The sequence below is a fragment of the Nocardia sp. CC213A genome, from assembly GCF_030766805.1.
GTDB classification, from domain to species: domain Bacteria; phylum Actinomycetota; class Actinomycetes; order Mycobacteriales; family Mycobacteriaceae; genus Nocardia; species Nocardia otitidiscaviarum.
This window is the reverse complement of sequence record NZ_JASFXA010000003.1, coordinates 332,397-352,239: the sequence shown is the minus strand read 5'-3', so window position 1 is coordinate 352,239 and position 19,843 is coordinate 332,397. Positions and strand designations below refer to the sequence as shown.

Annotated in this window: 12 protein-coding genes and 3 pseudogenes; 2 read left to right on the top strand and 13 right to left on the bottom strand. The window is 65.4% G+C overall.

What is annotated here, in order from left to right; translation table 11 throughout:
- Positions 1-2 precede the first annotated feature (2 nt).
- From QJS31_RS07495 to QJS31_RS07465, 8 genes and pseudogenes are all read right to left on the bottom strand, one after another.
- Positions 3-836: an exonuclease domain-containing protein gene (locus tag QJS31_RS07495; RefSeq protein ID WP_372341797.1), complete on the bottom strand. Its 834-nt coding sequence runs from the start codon at positions 834-836 to the stop codon at positions 3-5.
- Between the two features lie 660 nt (positions 837-1,496).
- A complete protein-coding gene (locus tag QJS31_RS07490; protein WP_306356292.1) occupies positions 1,497-2,660 on the bottom strand; it encodes a Wadjet anti-phage system protein JetD domain-containing protein in 1,164 nt (387 codons plus the stop codon).
- The gene (locus QJS31_RS07485; RefSeq protein WP_306356291.1) at positions 2,657-6,016 is read right to left on the bottom strand and encodes an ATP-binding protein; all 3,360 of its coding nucleotides are present in this window, start codon (positions 6,014-6,016) and stop codon (positions 2,657-2,659) included. Before QJS31_RS07485 ends, QJS31_RS07490 begins: the two co-directional genes overlap by 4 nt.
- Positions 6,013-6,562, bottom strand: a pseudogene (locus QJS31_RS07480) (DUF4194 domain-containing protein). Before QJS31_RS07480 ends, QJS31_RS07485 begins: the two are co-directional and overlap by 4 nt.
- A gap of 47 nt (positions 6,563-6,609) precedes the next feature.
- Positions 6,610-7,188 (bottom strand): annotated as a pseudogene (locus QJS31_RS07475) (DUF3375 family protein); the annotation flags it as partial.
- Positions 7,189-7,310: 122 nt separating this feature from the next.
- Positions 7,311-7,433 (bottom strand): annotated as a pseudogene (locus QJS31_RS37345) (DUF3375 family protein); the annotation flags it as partial.
- A 137-nt stretch (positions 7,434-7,570) separates the two neighbouring features.
- Positions 7,571-8,722, bottom strand: coding sequence for a hypothetical protein (locus tag QJS31_RS07470; RefSeq protein WP_306356290.1), 1,152 nt, complete (start codon positions 8,720-8,722; stop codon positions 7,571-7,573).
- Positions 8,719-9,072, bottom strand: a complete 354-nt coding sequence (locus tag QJS31_RS07465; RefSeq protein ID WP_306356289.1) for a hypothetical protein — start codon at positions 9,070-9,072, stop codon at positions 8,719-8,721. The genes QJS31_RS07470 and QJS31_RS07465 overlap by 4 nt, the downstream gene beginning before the upstream one ends.
- A 283-nt stretch (positions 9,073-9,355) precedes the next feature.
- On the opposite strand from QJS31_RS07465, the gene QJS31_RS07460 reads away from it, so the two are divergent.
- Entirely contained in the window at positions 9,356-12,028 is a 2,673-nt protein-coding gene (locus tag QJS31_RS07460) for a DUF262 domain-containing protein (protein WP_306356288.1), read from the top strand.
- 61 nt (positions 12,029-12,089) lie between these two features.
- Here QJS31_RS07460 and QJS31_RS07455 read toward each other — a convergent pair whose 3' ends face one another.
- Together QJS31_RS07455 and QJS31_RS07450 are read right to left on the bottom strand one after the other, a co-directional pair.
- Positions 12,090-12,296, bottom strand: a complete 207-nt coding sequence (locus tag QJS31_RS07455) for a DUF397 domain-containing protein (RefSeq protein WP_306356287.1) — start codon at positions 12,294-12,296, stop codon at positions 12,090-12,092.
- Positions 12,293-13,195, bottom strand: coding sequence for a helix-turn-helix transcriptional regulator (locus QJS31_RS07450; RefSeq protein WP_306356286.1), 903 nt, complete (start codon positions 13,193-13,195; stop codon positions 12,293-12,295). The genes QJS31_RS07455 and QJS31_RS07450 overlap by 4 nt, the downstream gene beginning before the upstream one ends.
- 410 nt (positions 13,196-13,605) lie before the next feature.
- On the opposite strand from QJS31_RS07450, the gene QJS31_RS07445 reads away from it, so the two are divergent.
- Positions 13,606-13,821: a hypothetical protein gene (locus QJS31_RS07445; RefSeq protein WP_306356285.1), complete on the top strand. Its 216-nt coding sequence runs from the start codon at positions 13,606-13,608 to the stop codon at positions 13,819-13,821.
- Between the two features lie 254 nt (positions 13,822-14,075).
- Here QJS31_RS07445 and QJS31_RS07440 read toward each other — a convergent pair.
- From QJS31_RS07440 to QJS31_RS07430, 3 genes are all read right to left on the bottom strand, one after another.
- Positions 14,076-14,875 (bottom strand): IS5 family transposase gene (locus tag QJS31_RS07440; protein ID WP_372341718.1). Its coding sequence is split into 2 segments (ribosomal slippage): positions 14,076-14,545 and positions 14,545-14,875, totalling 801 coding nucleotides; the frame shifts between segments, so codons are not numbered across the junction.
- A 121-nt stretch (positions 14,876-14,996) separates the two neighbouring features.
- Positions 14,997-16,547, bottom strand: coding sequence for a serine/threonine-protein kinase (locus QJS31_RS07435; RefSeq protein WP_306356283.1), 1,551 nt, complete (start codon positions 16,545-16,547; stop codon positions 14,997-14,999).
- Positions 16,548-16,674: 127 nt separating this feature from the next.
- Positions 16,675-19,842, bottom strand: coding sequence for a type I restriction endonuclease subunit R (locus QJS31_RS07430; protein ID WP_306356282.1), 3,168 nt, complete (start codon positions 19,840-19,842; stop codon positions 16,675-16,677).
- Position 19,843: the final 1 nt, after the last annotated feature.

The window sequence follows — 19,843 nt, the reverse complement described above, 5'->3', positions numbered from 1 at the left end:
TGCTACGAGATCACCGCGATCCGTTTCGCGCCCGGCTCGACCGTGTGTCGCTCCAGATCGAGACAGGCGAGGAGGCCACGCTCATCCATCACCTCGACCTGAAATCCCTTCGCCCGCAACTCCGCGACCCGCCGTGCCTTGACCGTGCTGAATGCCGCGGGCTCCACCCCTTCGAACCCGTCCCCGATCACCAGGCAGGTGGTCCGCCGGGTGACATTCCGCGCCGGGGTGGCCCCGCAGGCGGCGATCGCATCCCACGCCTCCTGCCGACTCATGGCCGCCAACTCCCCGGTGAACACCACCACCTGTCCGAACAGCGGGTGCCCCGGATCCCCACCACGAACCTCCGGCATCACCAATTCCGCACGCGGGTACCCGGAGCGCCGCCGACGCCGCCCCGTACCCTTGCTCGCCCGCCGGTACGGCCGCACCTCCCCCAACCGCTCGAGCTCCGCGAGACTGTCCACCCCCGCCCGCGCCGCCAACGCCACCACGATATCCGCCGCCGCCGCGGCATCCGCCCCCGCATCGTGATGCGCGATCAACTCGACCCCCAGCGCTCCCGCGACATCCGGCAGCCGATAGCTCTCCAAATCCAGATGCCGCCGCGCGATCGCCAAGCTACAGCGGAAGTCCCACCCCGGCTCGCCGATCCCACTGTGCCCACACGCTTCTCGCACCGCTCCGCTGTCGAACCCGGCATTGTGCGCCACCACCGGCAGCCCACCAACCACCCGTACCACCTCGGGCCACACCTCTCCGAACGCCGGTTCCCCGGCCACCATAGAAGCCGAAATCCCGTGCACACGAACGTTGTGCCGCGCAAAGAAGTCCACGGCCCCCGGCGGCCGACACAACCACGAATGACTACCAACCCGACGCCCCTCCCATACGACGGAAACCCCGATAGCACAGACACTCCCCCGCGCCGAGTTCGCGGTCTCCACGTCGAGCGCCGCGAACGACAGGCCGGGCACCCTCACCGCACCACACACGGCGGCAGGATGCGATCTCCCACCCCACCACGTTCGACCGTCACCGGCCACGCCAACCCACAAGACTCGAACACGCTCCAAGTCTCAGCCAATTCCGCGGTACCCTCTCGCCAAAATCAGTTCCGGACAGACGGTTTCATAGAACTCAGCAACGGCTGCGAACACTCCGAACAGATCCTCGTTCTCAGGACCACAGCGCATACCAGCTTGCCCGACGACCGCATCTGATGTGCGGAGAATCGCCCATTCGCACCGGCTTTCGGCGCTCACACTGTCGCCGGGACGCATGGACGGCATGGACGGCATGGACGGCATGGACGGCATGGACGGCATGGACGGCATGGACGGCGAACATAGTCCGGCCGCACAGACGTGCTACCCGGCCGCCGACCCCGAACCACTGCTCGCTCGACCGAGATCAGCCGGCACCACTGGCGAGGCGACGACGGCTTCGCGCAACACCCACCCGCGCTCCACCGACTCGACGAGATACGTACGCCATCACCGATCCCGCACCGTCGATTCCACCACCGAGTACCGCACCCGCTCCTGTTCGAGGCGCACGGCGTGCCCGAAGGTGTCGTCCACCAGATCCCGATACAGATCGAGTTCGGCGGGCCGCAGGTGGTCGAGCACCGTGACCGTCGGCGAATCCTCGCGCACCCATTGACCTTCGTGCGACAGCAAGGTGTCGCGGTCCATGAGCAGGGATTCGGCATGTGGGAACCGCTGCCGGAGGCGGTCGAGGATGGCGAAGCCGTGGGTATCGATATCACCCCAGTAGCGGACCCTGCGGTCGGCGAGCCACGACAGAGCGTTCAGCCTGGTCAGCGCGTAGCCGCCGCCGAATATGGCGATGGCATCCGGCACCGGCGGCAGCGCCAGGTAGGTCGTTTCGTTCTCGACGATGACGATCGTCGTGGCCTCCGGTGGCGCCGCCGCCAGTTCATCGACACGAACATTCAGTTCGGTGAAGCCCGCGGTGGCGCGCAGCGGGTCGAGCCAACGGTAGCGCACGTACTGCGGCTTGCGCCGAAATCGGTACCGTCCGATGAAATCGGCGGGCGGGCAGTCGGTGTCGATGCGGTGTTCGGCGAGTTGACGGTCGAGCAGGCGGGAGAGCACGGTCCGGTGGCGTTCGATGAACTTGGTGTCGACACCGGGGACGTCGACCTGACGCAGATAGCTTCCGGAGGCGGCGCGGGCGTCGATCCACCGCACCGTGTCCACGATCTTCACCCAGTCGTCGGCCAGGGTGAGCACGTCGTGTGGCTTGCCGAGCATCCAGTCGGTCAGTGCGGGCGCGGCGGCGCGGGTGTGGTCGAGGAGGTCGAGGAATCGGCGTACCGCGCCACCGACGCCGAGCAATGCCCACAGCTGGGGCCACTCGTCGATCCAGACCCGTCGCGGCAGTTCGTTGGACCCGACGATCCTGCCGCCCACCGCCTGGTACTCCACCCGCAGTCCGTTGCCGACACGCCACGGGTTCGCCCATTCCCGCACGGCGGCCAGGTCGGTGGCGATATCTCGCGGGCCGGGTCTGCGCAGGGATACCTCGATCGGCAGCAGCGCCTCCCCCGTGGCGTACGCCGCCAGGAGTTCACCGGAGTCCCAGCGCCGCCGCAGCTTTCGCGTCACATCGGCGCGGGTGGTCCAGCCGGTCACCGTCCCTCCACAGCGTCCCCGGAGGCCAGCACGTGGGCGAGTTGCCGCTGCCGGTACTCCTCGATCGTCAAGGTCTGCATGCGCGAGTAGGCGCCGGTCTTGTTGTCGACGAATCCCACCGACGAGACGAAGGGCTCGATGACGTGGATCTTCTGCAACGGCGTGACGATCAGCAGTTGCAGCCCGAGGCGACGGAACAGGCCCAGCGCGAACCGCGTGGACTCGTCCGAACCACGGCCGAAGGCCTCGTCGATCACGACGAACCGGAAGGTCGTGGACTGCACCGCATCCCAGTCGAGTTTGAACTGATACGCCAGGGACGCCGCGAGGATGGTGTAGGCGAGTTTCTCCTTCTGTCCGCCCGATTTGCCGCCGGAGTCGGTGTAGTTCTCGTGTTCGGTGTCGTCCTTGAGCCAGCGCTCGGATGCGGAGAAGACGAACCAGTTGCGCACATCGGTGACGCGCCGGGTCCAGGACTTGTCCGCCTCGGTCTGTCCCTCCCGGCCCCGGAAACGTTCGATGATCGACTTCACCTGGAGGAACTTCTGTTCCGAGTACTGGTCGCCACCGTCGTCGACCGCGCCGCTGGTGCATTCGCGCAGCTGGGTGCGGAAATCCCGGATCTCCACATTCGACGTCGGCTGCAATTCCAGCCGAATGTAGCGACCCGGGTTGTAGGGGATGCCGGACAGGGACTTGTTGATGGTTTCGACGCGTTCCCGGATGAGTTCCACCTGATTGCCGAGCTGTGCGTGAAAGCCCGCGATATCGCGAATCGTATTGGTGTTCAGATAGGTCTTGAAGTCGGCCTCGAAGCGCGGCAGATCGTCGTCCGCCAAGCGGCGGTGCAGCTGCCGGTAGCCGTCCGCCGATTCGAGACTGTCGTCGAGTTCCTCGGTTTCGAGTGGGTACTTCGCGCGGAATCCGGCCATTTTCGTGATCGCCCGGTTGCCCGCGGCCCGCTGCTCCTTCGACAGGTTCTCGGCGCGCGTGGTGAACTCGGCGGTGAGCCGGGCCTGTGCGTGATCGCATGCCGGCACGGTGTCGGTCGCGTGCCGTTTCGCCGCCCGTTCCAGCTCGGGGAACTGCATCCGGGCCACCTCGTAGTCCGGGTGGGTGAGCAGCTGGCCGAGATCGGTGCTGGTTGTCTCGGCAACCGATATGTCACGGTCGATCGCCCCCAACCCGGTGCTGATCCGCGTGACATCGCCATCGGCGATCTTCAGTCGTTTCCCGACGTCCTCGAGCTGTGTCGCGATCTCCCGCAGGGCATCCGAGGAACTCTCGATGCGATGGCGCTCGGCGTCGAGATCGGCGATCCGCCCCACCATCGCCCGCCAATCGATGTCGGAGTAGCCACGAAACTCGACCAGCTTGGACGCGGTGCCCGCGAACCTGTCCAGTTCGGTGAGTGCGCCTTTCGCGGTGCTCTGCGTCGCGTTCAGCTCCGCGAGCACCCGGGTGAGCCGTTCGGCTTCGGCCAGCAGTGTCTCGATCTTGCTGGCATTGCTCCAGCCGAGCACGTAGTGCCGTCGATCGTCGATACGATGGCGATCGTCCTTCTCGTGCCGTCCACGCCCGCCTTTGATCTGGCCCGCCCGGGTGATGGCGGTGCGGGCGCGGCGGAACTCCGCCATGGTGTCGACGCACTCGTAGTCGGCGCGATGGCGCAGCTCGCGATCCAGCCATTCCGCGAACGGCGAATCCTTGATCTCCAGCTTGGAATACAGCGCGCGGTTGCCGATCTCGGGCAGGCGGTCCACGGTGGCTCCGGGCACCCTGAAGTAGACGAGCCGCCCGCCCAGATGGTGGCCGTCGATCCAATCCGACACCGCCGCATAGTGTTCGCCCGACACCAGCAGGGCGAGACCGAATCCGTGCAGCAGCCGCTCCGCGGCTCCCTCCCAGTCGCGTTCGTCGTCGCGCACCTTGATGAGTTCGCCCGCGTAGGGCAGGTCGGCCTCGTCGATGCGCAGTTCGGTGCACAGGCGTCGCCGCAGCTCCAGCTGCCGCGCGGGAATATTGCTCGGCCGCTCTCGCAGGCTGCGCAGTTCGGTGTTGATATCGCGGGCATCGTTGTCGGCGTCGCGCAGCCGCACCGCCACCTCGGTGAGAATGTTCTGCTGCACTGTCTTCTCGTCGTCCAGCGTCGCCGCTCGTCGGCGCACCTCGCGCAGTCGCTCGCCGAACTGTTCGGCCGTTTCCGCCGGCCGCAGACCGATGTCCCCGAGCAGCTCCGCGAATCGCTGTGCACGGTACTGTCTTTCGTCGCGGACTCGGGCGCACTCGTCGATCTCACGACCGATCTCGGCAATCCGGTCGCCACCGTGCCCGGCCCGCTTCAGCTCGAGCCGCCTCTGTTCCTTGCGCAGGCGTTCGACCTTGTCTTTCGCGCTGTCCAGGTCCGCACCGAGCGCATCGGCTTCCTCCCGCCATGCGTCGATCTGCACCGTGAGCAGGCCGTGCTTGCGATCGGCGAAGTAGTAGGGCAGGGCGTCGCGCCGCGAGCGCACCGCATCGATCTCGGCACCTCTGCGACCGTATTCGTCGCAGTCGGTCAGCAGCGGATCGAGCAGCGCCAATTGGTCGCGGGCCCGCACCACGGCGTCGTGCGCCCTGGTCAGATCCTCGAAATGATCCACGAGACCCTTGATCGCGGCGTCGGCCGCGAAGGGTTCCAGCATGTGGTTGCGCACGAAATCGTTCAGGTTGCCCACCGATTTCATGGACACCGTCTGATGGAACAGCTCCATCGCCTGCTCGGACTCGATGCCGAGCAGCCGTCGAAAGTCCTTGCCGTAGTCCGGGAATGCGTCGCGGATCGTGGCACCGGCCTTGCGTAGCCGCCGCTTCAACGCCGCGATGTCGCCGCCGAAGTCGCCGAAGTCACCAGCGATGCTCAGCGCGCGGTCGGCGGTGACGAAGAACCGGTCCGGCTGCCCCGCACCGGCTTGGTCCTTGAACCAGAACACCTGCGCCAGGCTGACCGTCGCATCGAATCCGTGGTTGGCGAGGACGCCGAGGATCACCGAGAAGGAGGTGCGGTCCCGCAACCCCACCGGTCGGCTGGTCCCGAGGGCTTCATTGCGCTCGGACTTGTAATGCCCGAGTACATAGGAGCGCAGATCACGCTCCCGGGTCTCCGCGCCCGCCGCTTTGTTGTACGAGATCCGGTGCGCGGGCAACAGCAGCGTGGTGATGGCATCCACCACCGTGGACTTGCCCGATCCGATATCGCCGGTGAGCAGGCCATTGCGACCGTGCTGCTCGTAGCGCCACACTCGCTGGTCGAAGGTGCCCCAGTTGTACAGCTCGAGGCGGTCGAGCCGATATCCGGGCCGGTCCTCGTCGGTCACCTGTCCTCCCCACCCAGTGTGGCCGCGTACTCGGCCAGTCTGCGATCGAAGTCGGCCAGCCATTGCGCGTCGACGAACGCCTTCAGCACGCGCCGCACCTCGAAGGTATCGGCAGCGGCGGAGGATTTGAGCCGACGCAGGAAACCGAGCTCGATCACCTTGTTGATCTGTGTGTCGATCTGTTCCACGAGCCGGGCTTCGTTGCTGCTCTCCGGCTGGAAGGTCCGCACCGTCTCGACGATCTGGTCGCGGGTGAGGATGAGCCGGGCGTCGGCGTCCTTGGCGTCGTTCTCGGCCAGCTTCTTCCGCAGCAGCGCCAGTAACAGGCTCACCGGGAACGAGCGCGCGCCGGGGCACGAGACGCGGAATCGCCGGTCCGTCGTCCTCCTCGAGTTCGGGCCGAGAGCGCAGGAAGGCGTAGCCCTCCGATTCGTCGATGAACACGGTGAGCCCGATGACCCGGACATAGTCGCGCACCTGCGCCTGGAGCGCCAGCAACTGCCGCCACTGCCGCTCATGGGTGTCCTGGTAGAGCACGCCCTTCATCAACTGGGTGACGACCACGGACAGTTCGTGTTCGGCGGTCGGTGTGGTCATCGCGGTTCCTCCGGCGCGGCGGCGCGCGTGAAGATCACGCGCGGAATCCGGGCGCTGCGCTGCACGCCATCGGTGTCGCACCACCGCACCCGCTCATGCTGCCCGTCATCGAAGACGACCTCGAAACCCGGATCGCTCAGTGACAGGTAGGTGACCGGCGGGTCATGGACATCCTGCGGGGCATCGAGGCGAATACGCTGCGCCTCAGGGAGATTCGGGTGCCCGATGTCGTGATGGGCCTCGATGCGACCGCACCGGAGGTGGTGCTGCCGATGGAACGGCCGCTGTATCGACCGGTGGACAAGGCACCGCCCCTGAGCCACCGCCTCGATCTCCGCGTCGATCGCGTCACGCCGCCGCCGCAACTCCGCCAGCCGCACCCGAGGATCCCCCTCCGCCCCGAACGCCATCTGCCGCAGCAGCTCGAACACGGTATTCAGCCGCGACTCGGTCCCGACGAACGACCGCTCCCGCAACGCCTTCGCCCACCCGAGCGCCTTCTCCACCGCCGGTGTCGCGTCGAAGTGCACCTCGTCGGAATCGGCGGGGTAGTACTTGCGCAGCCACCCCGATTCCGATGCGGCCCAATCGTTGAGATAGGTCTTCGGCGACTTCGGGAAGGTGCCCTCGCCAACCGCTGATTGAGCGCGTACAGCTCGTCATCGAGTCTGCTCTCGAGCTCCGAGGCGGAGATGGCGCGAATGTTCTCCTCCACGAACACCTTGCCCAGGAACGACAACACCAGCGGCGCATTGTCGGCTCGCAGCAGTCGCCACGCGGGATGCTGCCGACGCAGGGCGTCGAGCTGCTCGTAGTGCATGGCGATATGTCCTCGTCAGTACCGGGTGGTGCCATCGCATCGTAGGCGGGTGCTATGACAGATCGGCGATCCGGCCCACGCGGGAAGCCGACATCCCGGGCAAGCACCGATCGGCCCCCGAACCCCCGGCAAGTCCCTCACACCGTCGCGAGACGTCGAAGCAGGGCGGGCCGGTTCGCGTATCGGGTACGCAGGTCCGCGACGCGGATATCGAACCGGTCCATGCGTTCGTCACGGTCAGCGAGCGCTTTGAGATCGGAGAGCAGCGCGGCGGCCGCGTCGTAGTCACGCGGCTTGGCGGTAGTGACCAGCGCCTCCACCCGCGTCCATACCGCCTCGCCCTCGGCGGCGAGCCGTTCCAACCGCCGCTCACGGTCGCGGGCGGCCCGAGCCGCCACGCGGGCGCGCTCCCGCTCCTCCGCTTCGGCCTCAGCCCGTTCCCGGACAGCACGCCGTCGCGCCGCCTCGCCGAGCAGATCGGCGACCGTCCGTTCCCCGACCGTTCGCGGCCGTGGCGTCACGGCGCGGAATCGGTGCAGCAGTTCCAGGTGCACGAGCGCGGCGTCATCGCGAGCCACCCGCAGCAGGAGTTCGTCCTTGTCGGCGGGCGGTAGCCCGGCGATCCAGGCGGCCAGCTCCTCCGGCTCCTCGGCGGCAGCCGCGAGATCCGGACTCGCTTCCGCCGCGACCTCCAGCAGATCCGGATCGAGTCGCAAGAAGTCCGCGAGCCCACGCTGCGGTGCGGTGAGGGACCGCAGCCCCGAGGGCACCGGCGGCTCGAGTTCGTCATCGTGCTCACGGCCGAACGCGTCCTCGTCCCACTCCCACGTCCCGTAGCCCGCCAGCCAGGCCAGATAGAGCGCGCGCAGATCCCCGGCGGCCAACTCCGCACGCACGCCGACCAGCACCGACAGCGAATCCTCCGCCCCTTCCTCCCAATCACCGTCATAGCCGTCGCTGGTCAGGTCGATAACGAGGCTCTCGCCAGCGATCCAGGCACTCACGCACTCGTCGAGCAGATATGGCTCGACCGCTTCCGCATCCAGCAGCGCACGCGGCACCTTGAACAGGAATCGGTGTGTGCCCCAATCGGTTACATACAGGTGCGCGTCGAAATACTGCTCGACCAACTGCCGGGGATCGGCCTTCAGGTCACCCCAGTGGTACTCGTTGACGAAGCGTGTCGCCGTGATCCGCGCACGGGTGGACAGCGCCCGTACCTCCGCGAACTGCCGATCGTCGAGCGGTCGGTCGATGGCGACGAATTCGTAGTACTGGTACTCGCTCATCCCCCGCCCTCGGTCGCGCTGTCCTCGAACGGTACTGCGCGGAAACCGGATTCGTCACCGAGATGAAAGGTCAGATACCCGTCCACCCCACCGTCCACGCTCGGCACCGCCCACCCGCGCCCGCTCACCGGATCACCCTCGTCGAACCCTTCCCAGCTGAATCCGACGCCGTCGCGGCCGCTAGGCCGCTCGGGGCGGCAGTCCAGTTCGCCGGTCACACAGATGAAGGAGAACGCGCCGGTACCGTCCCGGCGGAACTCGATGTATCCGGGACCGGCGAGTTCGATCGCGTCGAGATCCCAGTTGTCCATCTCGGCGATCCGCCAGCGGCCGAGGAGAGCTGTGGGCATCGGGGACTTTCTGTCGTGCGCCATCGACCGCGAGGGTAGCTCAGTGCCCGCACCGAGAACACACGCCGTACACGCCGCCCCGCATGCACTGACGTCCTACCACTGGGAAGCACGTAGTCACGCAAGCTGCCGTAATCCCGTCAGCCGAGCCCGCAGGGCTCCGCCAGCTTATGACAAGTTGCGCCAGTCCTGCTGAACCGCAGGGCATCTCACAGCCCGCACTGCTACTGTCCAGAGGCCCGGGGCCACGGGGGCGGCGGGTGCACAACTAGGGGTTACATCGGTGAGTGTCGAGGCCTTCGAGATCAAGAAGCCGTTCCTGCGCAATCTTCTCGAGCAGGCCAGGGAAGGCCAGATTCAGCTTCCGGAGTTCCAGCGCGGCTGGGTGTGGCCGGAGAACAATATCCGCAGCCTGCTGGGGTCGGTGTCACGTGGTTTCCCCGTCGGGACGCTGATGATGCTCCAGGCCGGTGGCCACACCCGCTTCAAGCAGCGCCCCATCGAAGGCGTCGAGCTGCCCGGCAACGTGCCCGCGACGCAATTGCTCCTGGACGGGCAGCAGCGGATCACATCGCTGTACCAGGCGCTGATGCTGGACCGGCCGGTGGCGACGATCGACGAGCGGCGGCGGAAGGTCTCGGGGTGGTTCTACGTCGATATCGACCTGGCGCTCGATGACGAAACCGACCAGGACGAGGCTTTCCGGTTCATTCCGGCGGATCGCAAGGTCCGTGCCAGCTTCGGCCGCACCGAACTGGATCTGTCCACTATGGACGGGGAATGCCAGGCCGGACTCTTCCCCATGACCCACGTGTTCGATGCGGACGAATGGGGTTACCGCTACGCCGAACTGCACGACGATACGGCGGCCGCGTTCAAGCGCTGGCAGAACTTCAACCGGCGGTTCATCAAGCGGTTCGAGCAGTATCTGGTCCCGGTCATCGAGCTCTCCGCCACGACCCCGCGGGAAGCCGTCTGCCAGGTGTTCGAGAAGGTCAATACCGGCGGCGTCACCCTCACTGTCTTCGAACTGCTCACGGCCACCTACGCGGCCGACGAATTCAACCTGCGCGAGCACTGGGACCAATGCCGGATGCAGTGGAGCGACAGCAAATTCCGTGTGCTATCGGATGTTTCGGAAACGGATTTCCTGCAAGCCGTCACACTGCAGGCCACCTTCCGGCGACGCGAGACCAATGGAACGTCCGACCCCAAGGGCGGTCCCCGCATCGGCTGCCGCCGGGTCGACATGCTGCGGCTGCCGCTGGACGACTACAAGAAGTGCAGCGAGGAGATCGTGAGCGGCCTGCTCATGGCCGCGAAGTTCCTCCATCACCGCAGTATCTTCGACGTCAAATTCGTGCCCTACGGTGCGCAGTTGATCCCCTTGGCGGCGGTCTGCGCGGCGCTCGGCCAGTCGTGGCACCGGTATGACGTCCAGCAGAAGGTCGCGCGCTGGTACTGGTGCGGCGTGTTCGGCGAGCTGTACAGCGGAACAACCGAAACCCGTTTCGCCCGAGACCTTCCCGAGGTGGTGGACTGGGCCCTCGGGCGTACGTCGTCCGAACCTCGCACGGTCGCCGAAGCCCAGTTCGCTCCGGGCCGCCTGCGCACATTGCGGACTCGGAACAGCGCCGCGTACAAGGGCGTGTACGCCTTGCTGCTGGCCAACGGCGCTCGCGACTGGTGCAGCGGCAACCCCATCAATGCCGCAACATATTTCGATGACGCCGTCGACATTCACCACGTATTCCCGCAGGCGTGGTGCGCCAAGCAGGGTCTCGACCGCGCCATCTACGACTCGGTGATCAACAAGACCCCACTGTCGGCATACACCAACCGCCACATCCTCGGCGGGTCGGCTCCGTCGAAGTACCTGGCGAAATTGACCAGCATGGGTGCCGTCGACGCGCCCGCACTGCGTTCCCATGTGTCCACGCACTTGATCAATCCGGACGTGCTGCTGCACAACGACTTCGACACCTTCATCGGACAACGCGAGTCCGTCCTGCTCAATCTGATCTCCACCGCGATGGACAGCGGATTCGCGCAGCCGGAAGAACCTGAACAGGTGCCGCCGGAGGAGCTCGTCTCGCGCGGTGAATGCCAGACGGTCGAGTTCAAGGCATCGGCATTCCTGGATCTCAAGACCAATCAAGCCGAGCCGGATCGGCAGTACATCATTGTCAAGACCGTGTGCGGTCTGCTCAACGCCGACGGCGGGTCACTGTTCATCGGAGTGGAGGACAACGCCAACCCCGTCGGCCTGCTGGGCGATATGCGATCCATCAAGGTCTCGGACGCGGACAAATACGAGCTGCGCGTCCGGGAGGTGATCGAGAACAACCTCTCCACGACCACCGCCGCGACGGTACGTGTCGAGTTCCCCTCGATCTCGGGCACGCAGGTCTGCCAGGTCATCGTGACGCCCGCGGTCAGGCCGGTGTTCGTCACGCGGACAAAACGTCTGGGCGGTAAGGGCGAATCAGAGTTCTGGGTTCGACGCGGCAACGCGACGGTGCAACTCCAGGGTGATGCCATGGAGCGGTACAAGGAGGAGCACTGGGGCTCCATCGACCGCAGTACGCCGGGAAACCGCCCGGCAAGAGCGGCCGACCAGTCGGACAACCCGCGACGCCGGCACGGTCGACGTCCCTGGGAAGCCGACGATCTCGACCTGGCAGTGGAGTTGTGGAGCCAACTGACCGATCGTGCCCGCTCATTGTTCTCGCTCCTCATCGACCACCCCGACCGGCAATTCTCCGGCGAGGAACTGGCCGAGCTACTCGGCCTGCCCAACAGCCAGTCGGTAGCCGCCATGCTGAGCCGACCGGGAAAGCTGTGCGCCGACGCCGGACGAAACTACCTGTGGTGGTGGGAGTATCTCGACGACGGCCGCTGCTACTACTGGATGGACGACCAGCTCGCTGCGCTGTTCCGCGAGGTTCGCGACTGAGCGATGGTCAGGGTGCGGCGGGACCCGCGTTGGGCGGGTACCGCCGCAGCCTAACCCGACCTCACGTCAGATCGAAGTGGCCTGCCTTAACGGCATATGCGAACTGGTCCCAGACCGGGCCATCGAAGACGAGAACCGGACTGTCAGCCCCCAGCTTCGAGTCCCGAACACCGACCCTGCTCCCGGTCAGGTGAGCTGCTTCGACACACGCTTCGCCACCTTGACTCCTGCTGCTCTTGAACCAACGCGCCCCAGTTAGATCGCTCACGCTTCGAACTCCTTCGCCACCTGCCGGAGCAGGTGCTTGCTATCCGCTTCGCTCAACGCCACCGCACCCAACTGCTCGTGCGCTCCGACGTACCGATCCACAATATCGGTGCGGTCGTAATAGAGGCGGGACCCGTAGGACTCGACGTACACGGTCGTCGGTTCTACAGGCGTTTTCGTGCCGGAATCCATCGGGAATCGGAGGATCACGAACGGGCCTGGCGCGCAGCCGAGCGGGAATCCGACGGAGAAGGGCACAACCCGGACACGCACATTCGTCGGGGTGTCGGCGAGTTTGCGGAGCTGTGCCGCCATCACCTGTCGGGCGCCGGCCACACGCCGAATGACCGCCTCGTCGATGAGCAGATCTACCTCGACAGGGGCCAATCGGCGCGTGATAGCGGTCTGTCGCTGCATCCTCACCTGGATGCGTTGCTCCAGCTCCATGGGCGAATCCGAGCTGAAGAACACCCGCTCGAGAGCACGTGCGTACTCGGCCGTCTGAACGATCCCCGGCACCACGTCGGGTTGGTACATAATCACCTGTGCCGCTGCGGCTTCCAGGCTCATATAGGTCTCGAAGTCGCTGGGTATCAGGTCGTCGTAGCGATGCCACCACACTCGCTCATCGGTCGGCCGGGCCCGCTCATCTCCCTCCCGCGCAAGGGCCTTCAGAACCTCCAACTTCTCCTCGGACGCGTCGTACAGCCTGCACAGCGCTTCGATGTCCAGCAATCGAATGCGAGGGTTCTCCCCCTTCTCCAACCGCTGAAGCGTCCCGGCCCCGCGCTCGATCAGACGAGCCGCATCGGCAATGGAAAGCCCTGCCCCTTGCCGCATCTCGCGCAGCTGTCGACCGAGTTGCCGCCGGGGAATCGTCGTCGGGTTCTTGCCGGTCATTAGCTTTGCTCCCGAGTTCTGGATGGTAGGTGGACCGATCAGTGGACGGTGCAGCACCAGTTGCTGGATCTATTCTCCGCGCTCAATGGATGCCCTGCTGGCACTTTGGATGAATCTCTTTGGATGAGCCAAACACGCTGTCAGGCCGCCGTACCTGCGCGTCTACTGGAACCTGTCCGCAGCAACCAGTTCGAGCGTAAGGAGGTGGCCGACGATGACCGGCCTTCCGTTGATCAACCACCACGCGGTACCCGAATCGACACTCACGACCGCGCGCGCCCATCGGATAATGCAGGACCATAGGCATTGTCCAGCTTCGGTCTGCGCAGCGAAGGCACAGGCGAAGCGAAGGCTGATTCTGGCCGGAAAGCTCGTGCCTGCCGATGCTCCACACGTGGGGAGCTGAGGTCATGGACGACGACTCCTACTTCCACCGAATGCCGGATTACCCGATCCTGAATCCCGAAGTGGCGCAACGCGGATTGGCCAGGCACCAAGAGTGCGGCGACGATTGCGGCGCGAGGCGCTACTTCGCCGATCTGGTCCCCTATCTCATCCTCGGGTCAAACCGGGAAGGCCCGCTCATCGCGCAACCAACTACAGACCCCGGATGTAAGGAGCGGTGATGTTCGGAGAATTCATCTACCTCGCGCTCGGGATGCTCCTTGCGTGGTCGATCAGCGCAGTTCGCAACGCAGGATGCACCTCAGGCTCGAACAAAGGCCGAACTGTTGCCGAAATCCAATCCCGCATAGAGCAGGAGGGGCGTCACAGACAGCCGTTTATGCCACGAGAAGAAACGACCAGCTCGCTACATAATGCAGCGAGGTCCGCGACTGATCGAAGGTTAGGCCACGCAGCGGGGGCCATATAAGAGCTCCTATCGGGTTCGGTTGCTGAGTCGTCGCCAGCAGATCAGGGCGGCGGCGAGGTGGAGGAATCCGTGATGGATGTCGGTGCGTCGTTCCCATCGGATGGCCAGCCGCCGGTACTGGTGCAGCAGGGCGAAGGTCTGCTCGACGATCCAGCGGCCGGCGGTGATCTTGTCACCGGTGCCTCGGCGGGCGATATAGCCGGTGATATGTCGTTGTCGGAGTTCGGAATACACACTGGGGTAGTCGTATCCCTTGTCGGCGATCAGGTTGGTGATTCGGCGTCGGGGTTGGCCCGCACGGCCGCGCAGGGGGCGGACCCGGTCGAGCAGTGTGGGCAGCACCAGGTGATCGTTGACGTTGGCCGCGGACAGCGCCACCGCGAGCGGGAATCCGTTCGCGCAGGTCAGGATGTGGTGCTTGGAACCGGTCTTGGCGCGGTCGACCGGGCTGGGACCTGTTGCGGCGCCCCTTTTTTCGCCCGCACGTGCGAGCCGTCGACCATGACCCGGTCGAAGTCGATCAATCGGGCTGCGTGCGCGCGGGCGAGCACGGCCTGATGGATCTGCTCGAATGCCCCAGTGGCCTGCCAGTCCCGTAACCTGCGCCAACAGGTCATCCCGGATCCGAATCCGAGTTCCTGGGGCAGGTCCTCCCATCCGATTCCGGTGATCAGCACGAACAAGATCCCCTGTAGCACCAGACGCGAGTCCATCTGCGGCGGTCCCGGCGTACCGGCCGGTTTCACCGGCAGTAGCGGTTCGATTACCGCCCACAACTCGTCATCCACGATCCAGGGTGCTGCCACGACGAAACATAGTGCACTGCAATCAAACCCACCGCCACCGGACCGAACCTGTTAGGAGCTCTAAGGGTCTTGTCAGGACGTGTAACGACGTATTTGAGGCCGCTCCGCCGCTGAAACAGCGTCAGAGCGTGTCCAACAGCTCCCCCACCTCCACGGTGAACGAGTCGCGGGGACCTCTGATCATCATCAGATCGTCCAGCAGCGCTTGCAGCATCGTGCGCGCGGCCGGTAGGTCGCCGATCTCGCGTTTCAGGTCACCGATCTCGAAGCGCAGGTCGAGGGCCAGTTCGGAGCCACTGCCGTCGGCAGTGGTCACCTCGGCGAGGATCTGTTCGAGTTCGGCCAAACCGCTCTCGATATCGCCGAGCGCCATCCGGGCACGGGCGGCGCCGGCGCGGCATTCCAGGGCCGAGCGGCTGAACCGGCCCTCGGCGCGCTGGTATGCCTTGGCGAGCAAGTCGAACTCGCGGCAGGCGCGGCGGTCTTCACCGGCCAGTGCCCAGGCGGCGGCCACATCTTTGCGGAGGGTCAGCACTTGGACATTCTCCTTGCCCAATGCCGCTGCGGCACTGTCGATCACAGCCCTCAACGCATCTGCGGCTTGGGTGTAGCGTCCAGCTCGGACCAGCTGCACGTATCGATCCTCGGCGTCGGTGATCGCGGTCTGCAAATGCTGCGCCGACATCGGCGCGGTGGGTGCTGCCGCCTGCGGGCGGAGGCGAGTCGCTTCGATCTGGCCGGTTTCCAGGGGCGCGTTCGGCCGCCGAAATACCCGTGTCGGGTCCGGGAATCCGGGCAAGTACAGCTCGGTGGGCGGGATTGGTGTGCCGGGACCGGGCAGAAACGGCAGCAGGCGCTCGTACACGGAGTAGGCGTCGGCGGGCCGCCGGTGCGGGTCTTTCTCCACCAAGTCGAGTACGAGCTGCTCGAACTCGGCGGGTACGTCGAGACCGAGCCGCCGGAGCGGAGTCGGTGCCTGTTCGGCATGCGCGATCATGATCGAGAACTCCGAATCCGCCTCGAACAGCGGTCGGCCACTGATCATTTCGTGCATCAGGCAGCCGAGCGCGTACAGGTCGCTGAGCGGCGTGACCCGGCGGCCGTGGACCCGTTCGGGTGACATGTACCGGAGCGTGCCAATCTGTTGTCCGGTCACCGTCAGCTTCGGCGCCGACCCGTCGAGGATGGCGGCTATGCCGAAATCGATGACCTTGACGGAACCGTCGCGGGTGATCAACACGTTGCCGGGTTTGAGATCGCGGTGCACCACCGGCAGCGCGTGCGCGTACGACAGCACCGTGGCGATCTGGGCGGCCACGGACGCCACCCATGACAGCGGCAGCGGGTGGTCCGGGTCGATGTAGTTCTGCAACGGAACTCCATCGATGAGCTCCATCACCAGGTACACCGTCTCGAACGACGCGTCGAGCACGGCGTCGAATACCTGTGGTACGCCGTGGTGTCGAATACGGGCGGTGACCCGAGCTTCGCGGCGGAATCGTTCGGTGAACTCCTCGGCCTGCTCCGCGGTGACCACCTGATCGACGCGTATGGTCTTCACCGCGACCGCCCGGTCGAGCACGATGTCGTAGCCGCGCCAGACCGAGCCCATTCCGCCGGATGAGAGCTGCTCGGTGAGTTCGTAGCGGTTGTCGATCCGCCGCACCCGCATAGGTCGTTCCCCCTGTTCCCCTACGTCACTACCGGTAGACGTCCGCACACGCCGATCTGCCTACCTCCAGTTTGAGCCGGGCCGAGTACTCCAGCGTCGCGACCGGGAACGGGGTTCGGGAAATCGGTCACGCTACTCCGTCCAGACCGTGCTGTCGCCGGATCATTCGCCACGCCGCCCGGCTGGCGTGCCGGTTCAGTGTTTCCTTGAACGCGGGCTCGGAGCGGCTGAAGTACTTGTTGCCGAGGTCGGCGACGGTGTCGAGGTGTTCCATCATCTTGTCCTGGAACACCTCGACGAACTTGCCTTGGAACTCGTCCTCGCTGCGGTTGGCGACGGCGGCCAACTGGACCTCGGGATCGGCCATCGCCTCCTGGTAGGGCTTCGCCAGGTCCCCCTCGTCGAATTCGGTGCCGAAGCGTTCGTTGAGCTGGTCGATCAGCTCCGACAGCAACGATTTCTCCGGTTCCTTCGGTGCGGCGGCCGATTCCCCGAATCCGCGGAGCGTGGCCGGGCCTTCCGGGGCAAGTCCGAGATCGAGGTCCCCGATGTGCTGGACGCGGACATGGCTGAGATCGACCTCTCCGACATCCACCCCACCATCGGCTCGCCGCGGCAGGACATTCAGCAAATGTTTGCCGTACAGGTGCAGCAGCTCGAGCTCGGCATCCCGATAGGGCACGATCTGGGCGAGGAATCCGTACTTGCGTACGTAGTCGCGCAGCTCGATCCGGAACTGTTCGGCGAGCTCCACGTCCGATTCCTCGTCGCCGTGCAGCAGTGCGGTGAACCTGTCCACGGCTGGCTGGAGGTGCCGGTACAGCTCGGCATGTAGCTTCTGCCATTTCGCCTGTGATCCGGCGGCCTGCTGTTCGGCGGTCAGGTAGGCCTCGGCGAACGCGCGCATCTCCGATTCGATGAGTATCGGGGCGGCCATGACTTTGGTCTGCGCCAGATACAGCAGGTTCGGGTCGGTGGGCATCGTCTCGGCCAGTTCGTAGTAGGGCCGGAACGACTTCTGAATGTCCTCGCCGTCGTTGGCGAAATCGAGCACGGCGAGGTCGGCCTGGGTCTTCAGTTCATGGGTGCGGTTGAGCCGCGACAAGGTCTGCACGGCGGCGATACCGTGCAGCTTCTTGTTCACGTACATGGTGGTGAGCAACGGCTGGTCGAATCCGGTCTGGTACTTCTCGGCGACCACCAGTATCCGGTACTCGCGCTGTCCCGCTCCGCCCGAGCGGGTGGCGACATCGTCGGCACGGGTGTAGGCGAAGGCCTTCGGCAGCTGGGATTCGGGCAGGCCGCCGTTCTCCTTGGTTTCGGTGGTCTCCTCGCCCTCGTAGTCGAGCGCGCCCGAGAAGGCCACCAGCACACCGATATCCGGGTACTTCCTGTCGTAGCCGATATCGGCCAGATGCCGCTTGATGGCCCGCGCCATCGCCACGGCGCTCTTGCGGGAATCGGTGACCACCATGGCCTTGGCTCGCCCGCCGAGCAACTCGCGGGTGTGCTCCACGAAATGCTCGACGATCACCTGCGCCTGCTGCACGACCGTGGACGGGTGGGTGAGCGCGAACCGGGCCAGCATCGTCTTGGCCTTGGATTCGGGAACCTCACGGTCGGAGGGGTTTTCGTTGACCAGGCGGTAGAACGTCTTGTAGGTGACGTAATTGCGCAGCGGATCGAGGATGAAGCCCTCCTCGATGGCCTGCCGCATGGAGTAGGTGTGGAACGGTCGATACCGGTCGCCGTCGAGGGTGCCGAACGATTCGAGTGTCTTGGCCTTGGGGGTCGCGGTGAACGCGAAGTACGACAGGTTCGCCGCGTGTGCGCGTTCGGCGGCTTTGCGGTCGAGGCGCTGTTCCAGCTTCAGTTCCGTCGCACCGCCCTCCTCGTCGTCGGCGTCCAGGCCGAGATCGCGCAGCGCGGCGCGGACGGCGGTGGCGGCGTCACCGGACTGCGAGGAGTGCGCCTCGTCCACGATGATCGCGAACTTGCCGCCGCGCAGCTCGGTGGGGTTGCGGCGCAGGAAATCCAGCAGCGCCGGGAAGGTGTGCAGGGTGACGGTGATGATCTTCCCGGATTCCTGCGTGAGCGCCTGCGCCAGCTGCTCGGACTTCGCGCCCTGCCGGTCGTCGATCTTGACGACCAGGCCGTGCACCCGCTCGAAACTACCCACCGTCTCGCGCAGCTGGCTGTCCAGGTTGCGGCGGTCGGTAATGATGATGATCTTGTCGAAAACCGGTGTACCGGGCGTCAATCCGGCCGCCGGGTCGAGCAGTCGGGGATCAGCCGCGGTATGCAAATCGGTGAGCCGATGCGCGAGCCACCCGATCGTGTTCGACTTACCCGAACCGGCCGAGGCCATCACCAGATAGTTGTGGCCCGCACCGTGGGTGGCCGCATGCGCGGTGAGCTTCTTGACCACATCCCACTGGTGGTAGCGCGGGAAGATGATCGTCCGGCTCCCCCGCCCGCCGGGCCCCTTCGATTCGTGAGTGTGCACGAACCGTTCCAGCAGATCCAGCCAGTTGTCCGGATGCCAGATCTGCTCCCACAGATAGGCGGTCGCGTACTTGCCCGCCACCGTCGGGGCCGGGTTACCCGCGCCACCGGCCTCCCCCGGCCCCTCCGAACCGGTGTTGAACGGCAGAAAGCGTGTCTTCTTCCCCTTCAACTGGGTCGCCACGAACACCAGGTGCGGGTCGACAGCGAAATTCGCGATCACCCGCCGTGTGAAGATCAGCTCACTCGGATCGCGTTCGCTGCGATACTGTTCCTTCGCATCCTCCACCGTCTGCCCGGTCAGCGGATTCTTCAACTCCGCCGTGGCCACCGGAATCCCGTTGAGCAGCAACACCAGATCGATCCGATGCTTGGCATCGGCCTGCTTCGTCGCGTACGGCAGCTCCCGCACCACGGTCAACCGATTCGCACGATAGTCCCGCAAATCATCCGGCGACGTCACCAAATTCGGCTTGAAATACGCCAGCCGAATCCGCACCCCCCGATCCTTCACCCCCGACCGCAGGGTCTCGATCAACCCCTTGATCCCGATCTGCTGATCCACCACTTTGGCAAAACCAAGCTCGGCGGCGTTCCGGTCTCCCCCGTAGAAGGAGACCAGCTCATCCCACTCGTCGTTCTGGGTAGCCCTGATGAAGGCCAGCAATTCGCCCATATCCACACCGAGCTCAGGCTTGTACTCATGCGGATTGCCCTTGTGCCAGCCGTAGTCGAGCATGGCGGCGACGATGGAGTCGCCAAAGGTGAGTTCGTCATGGACTGGGCTCATC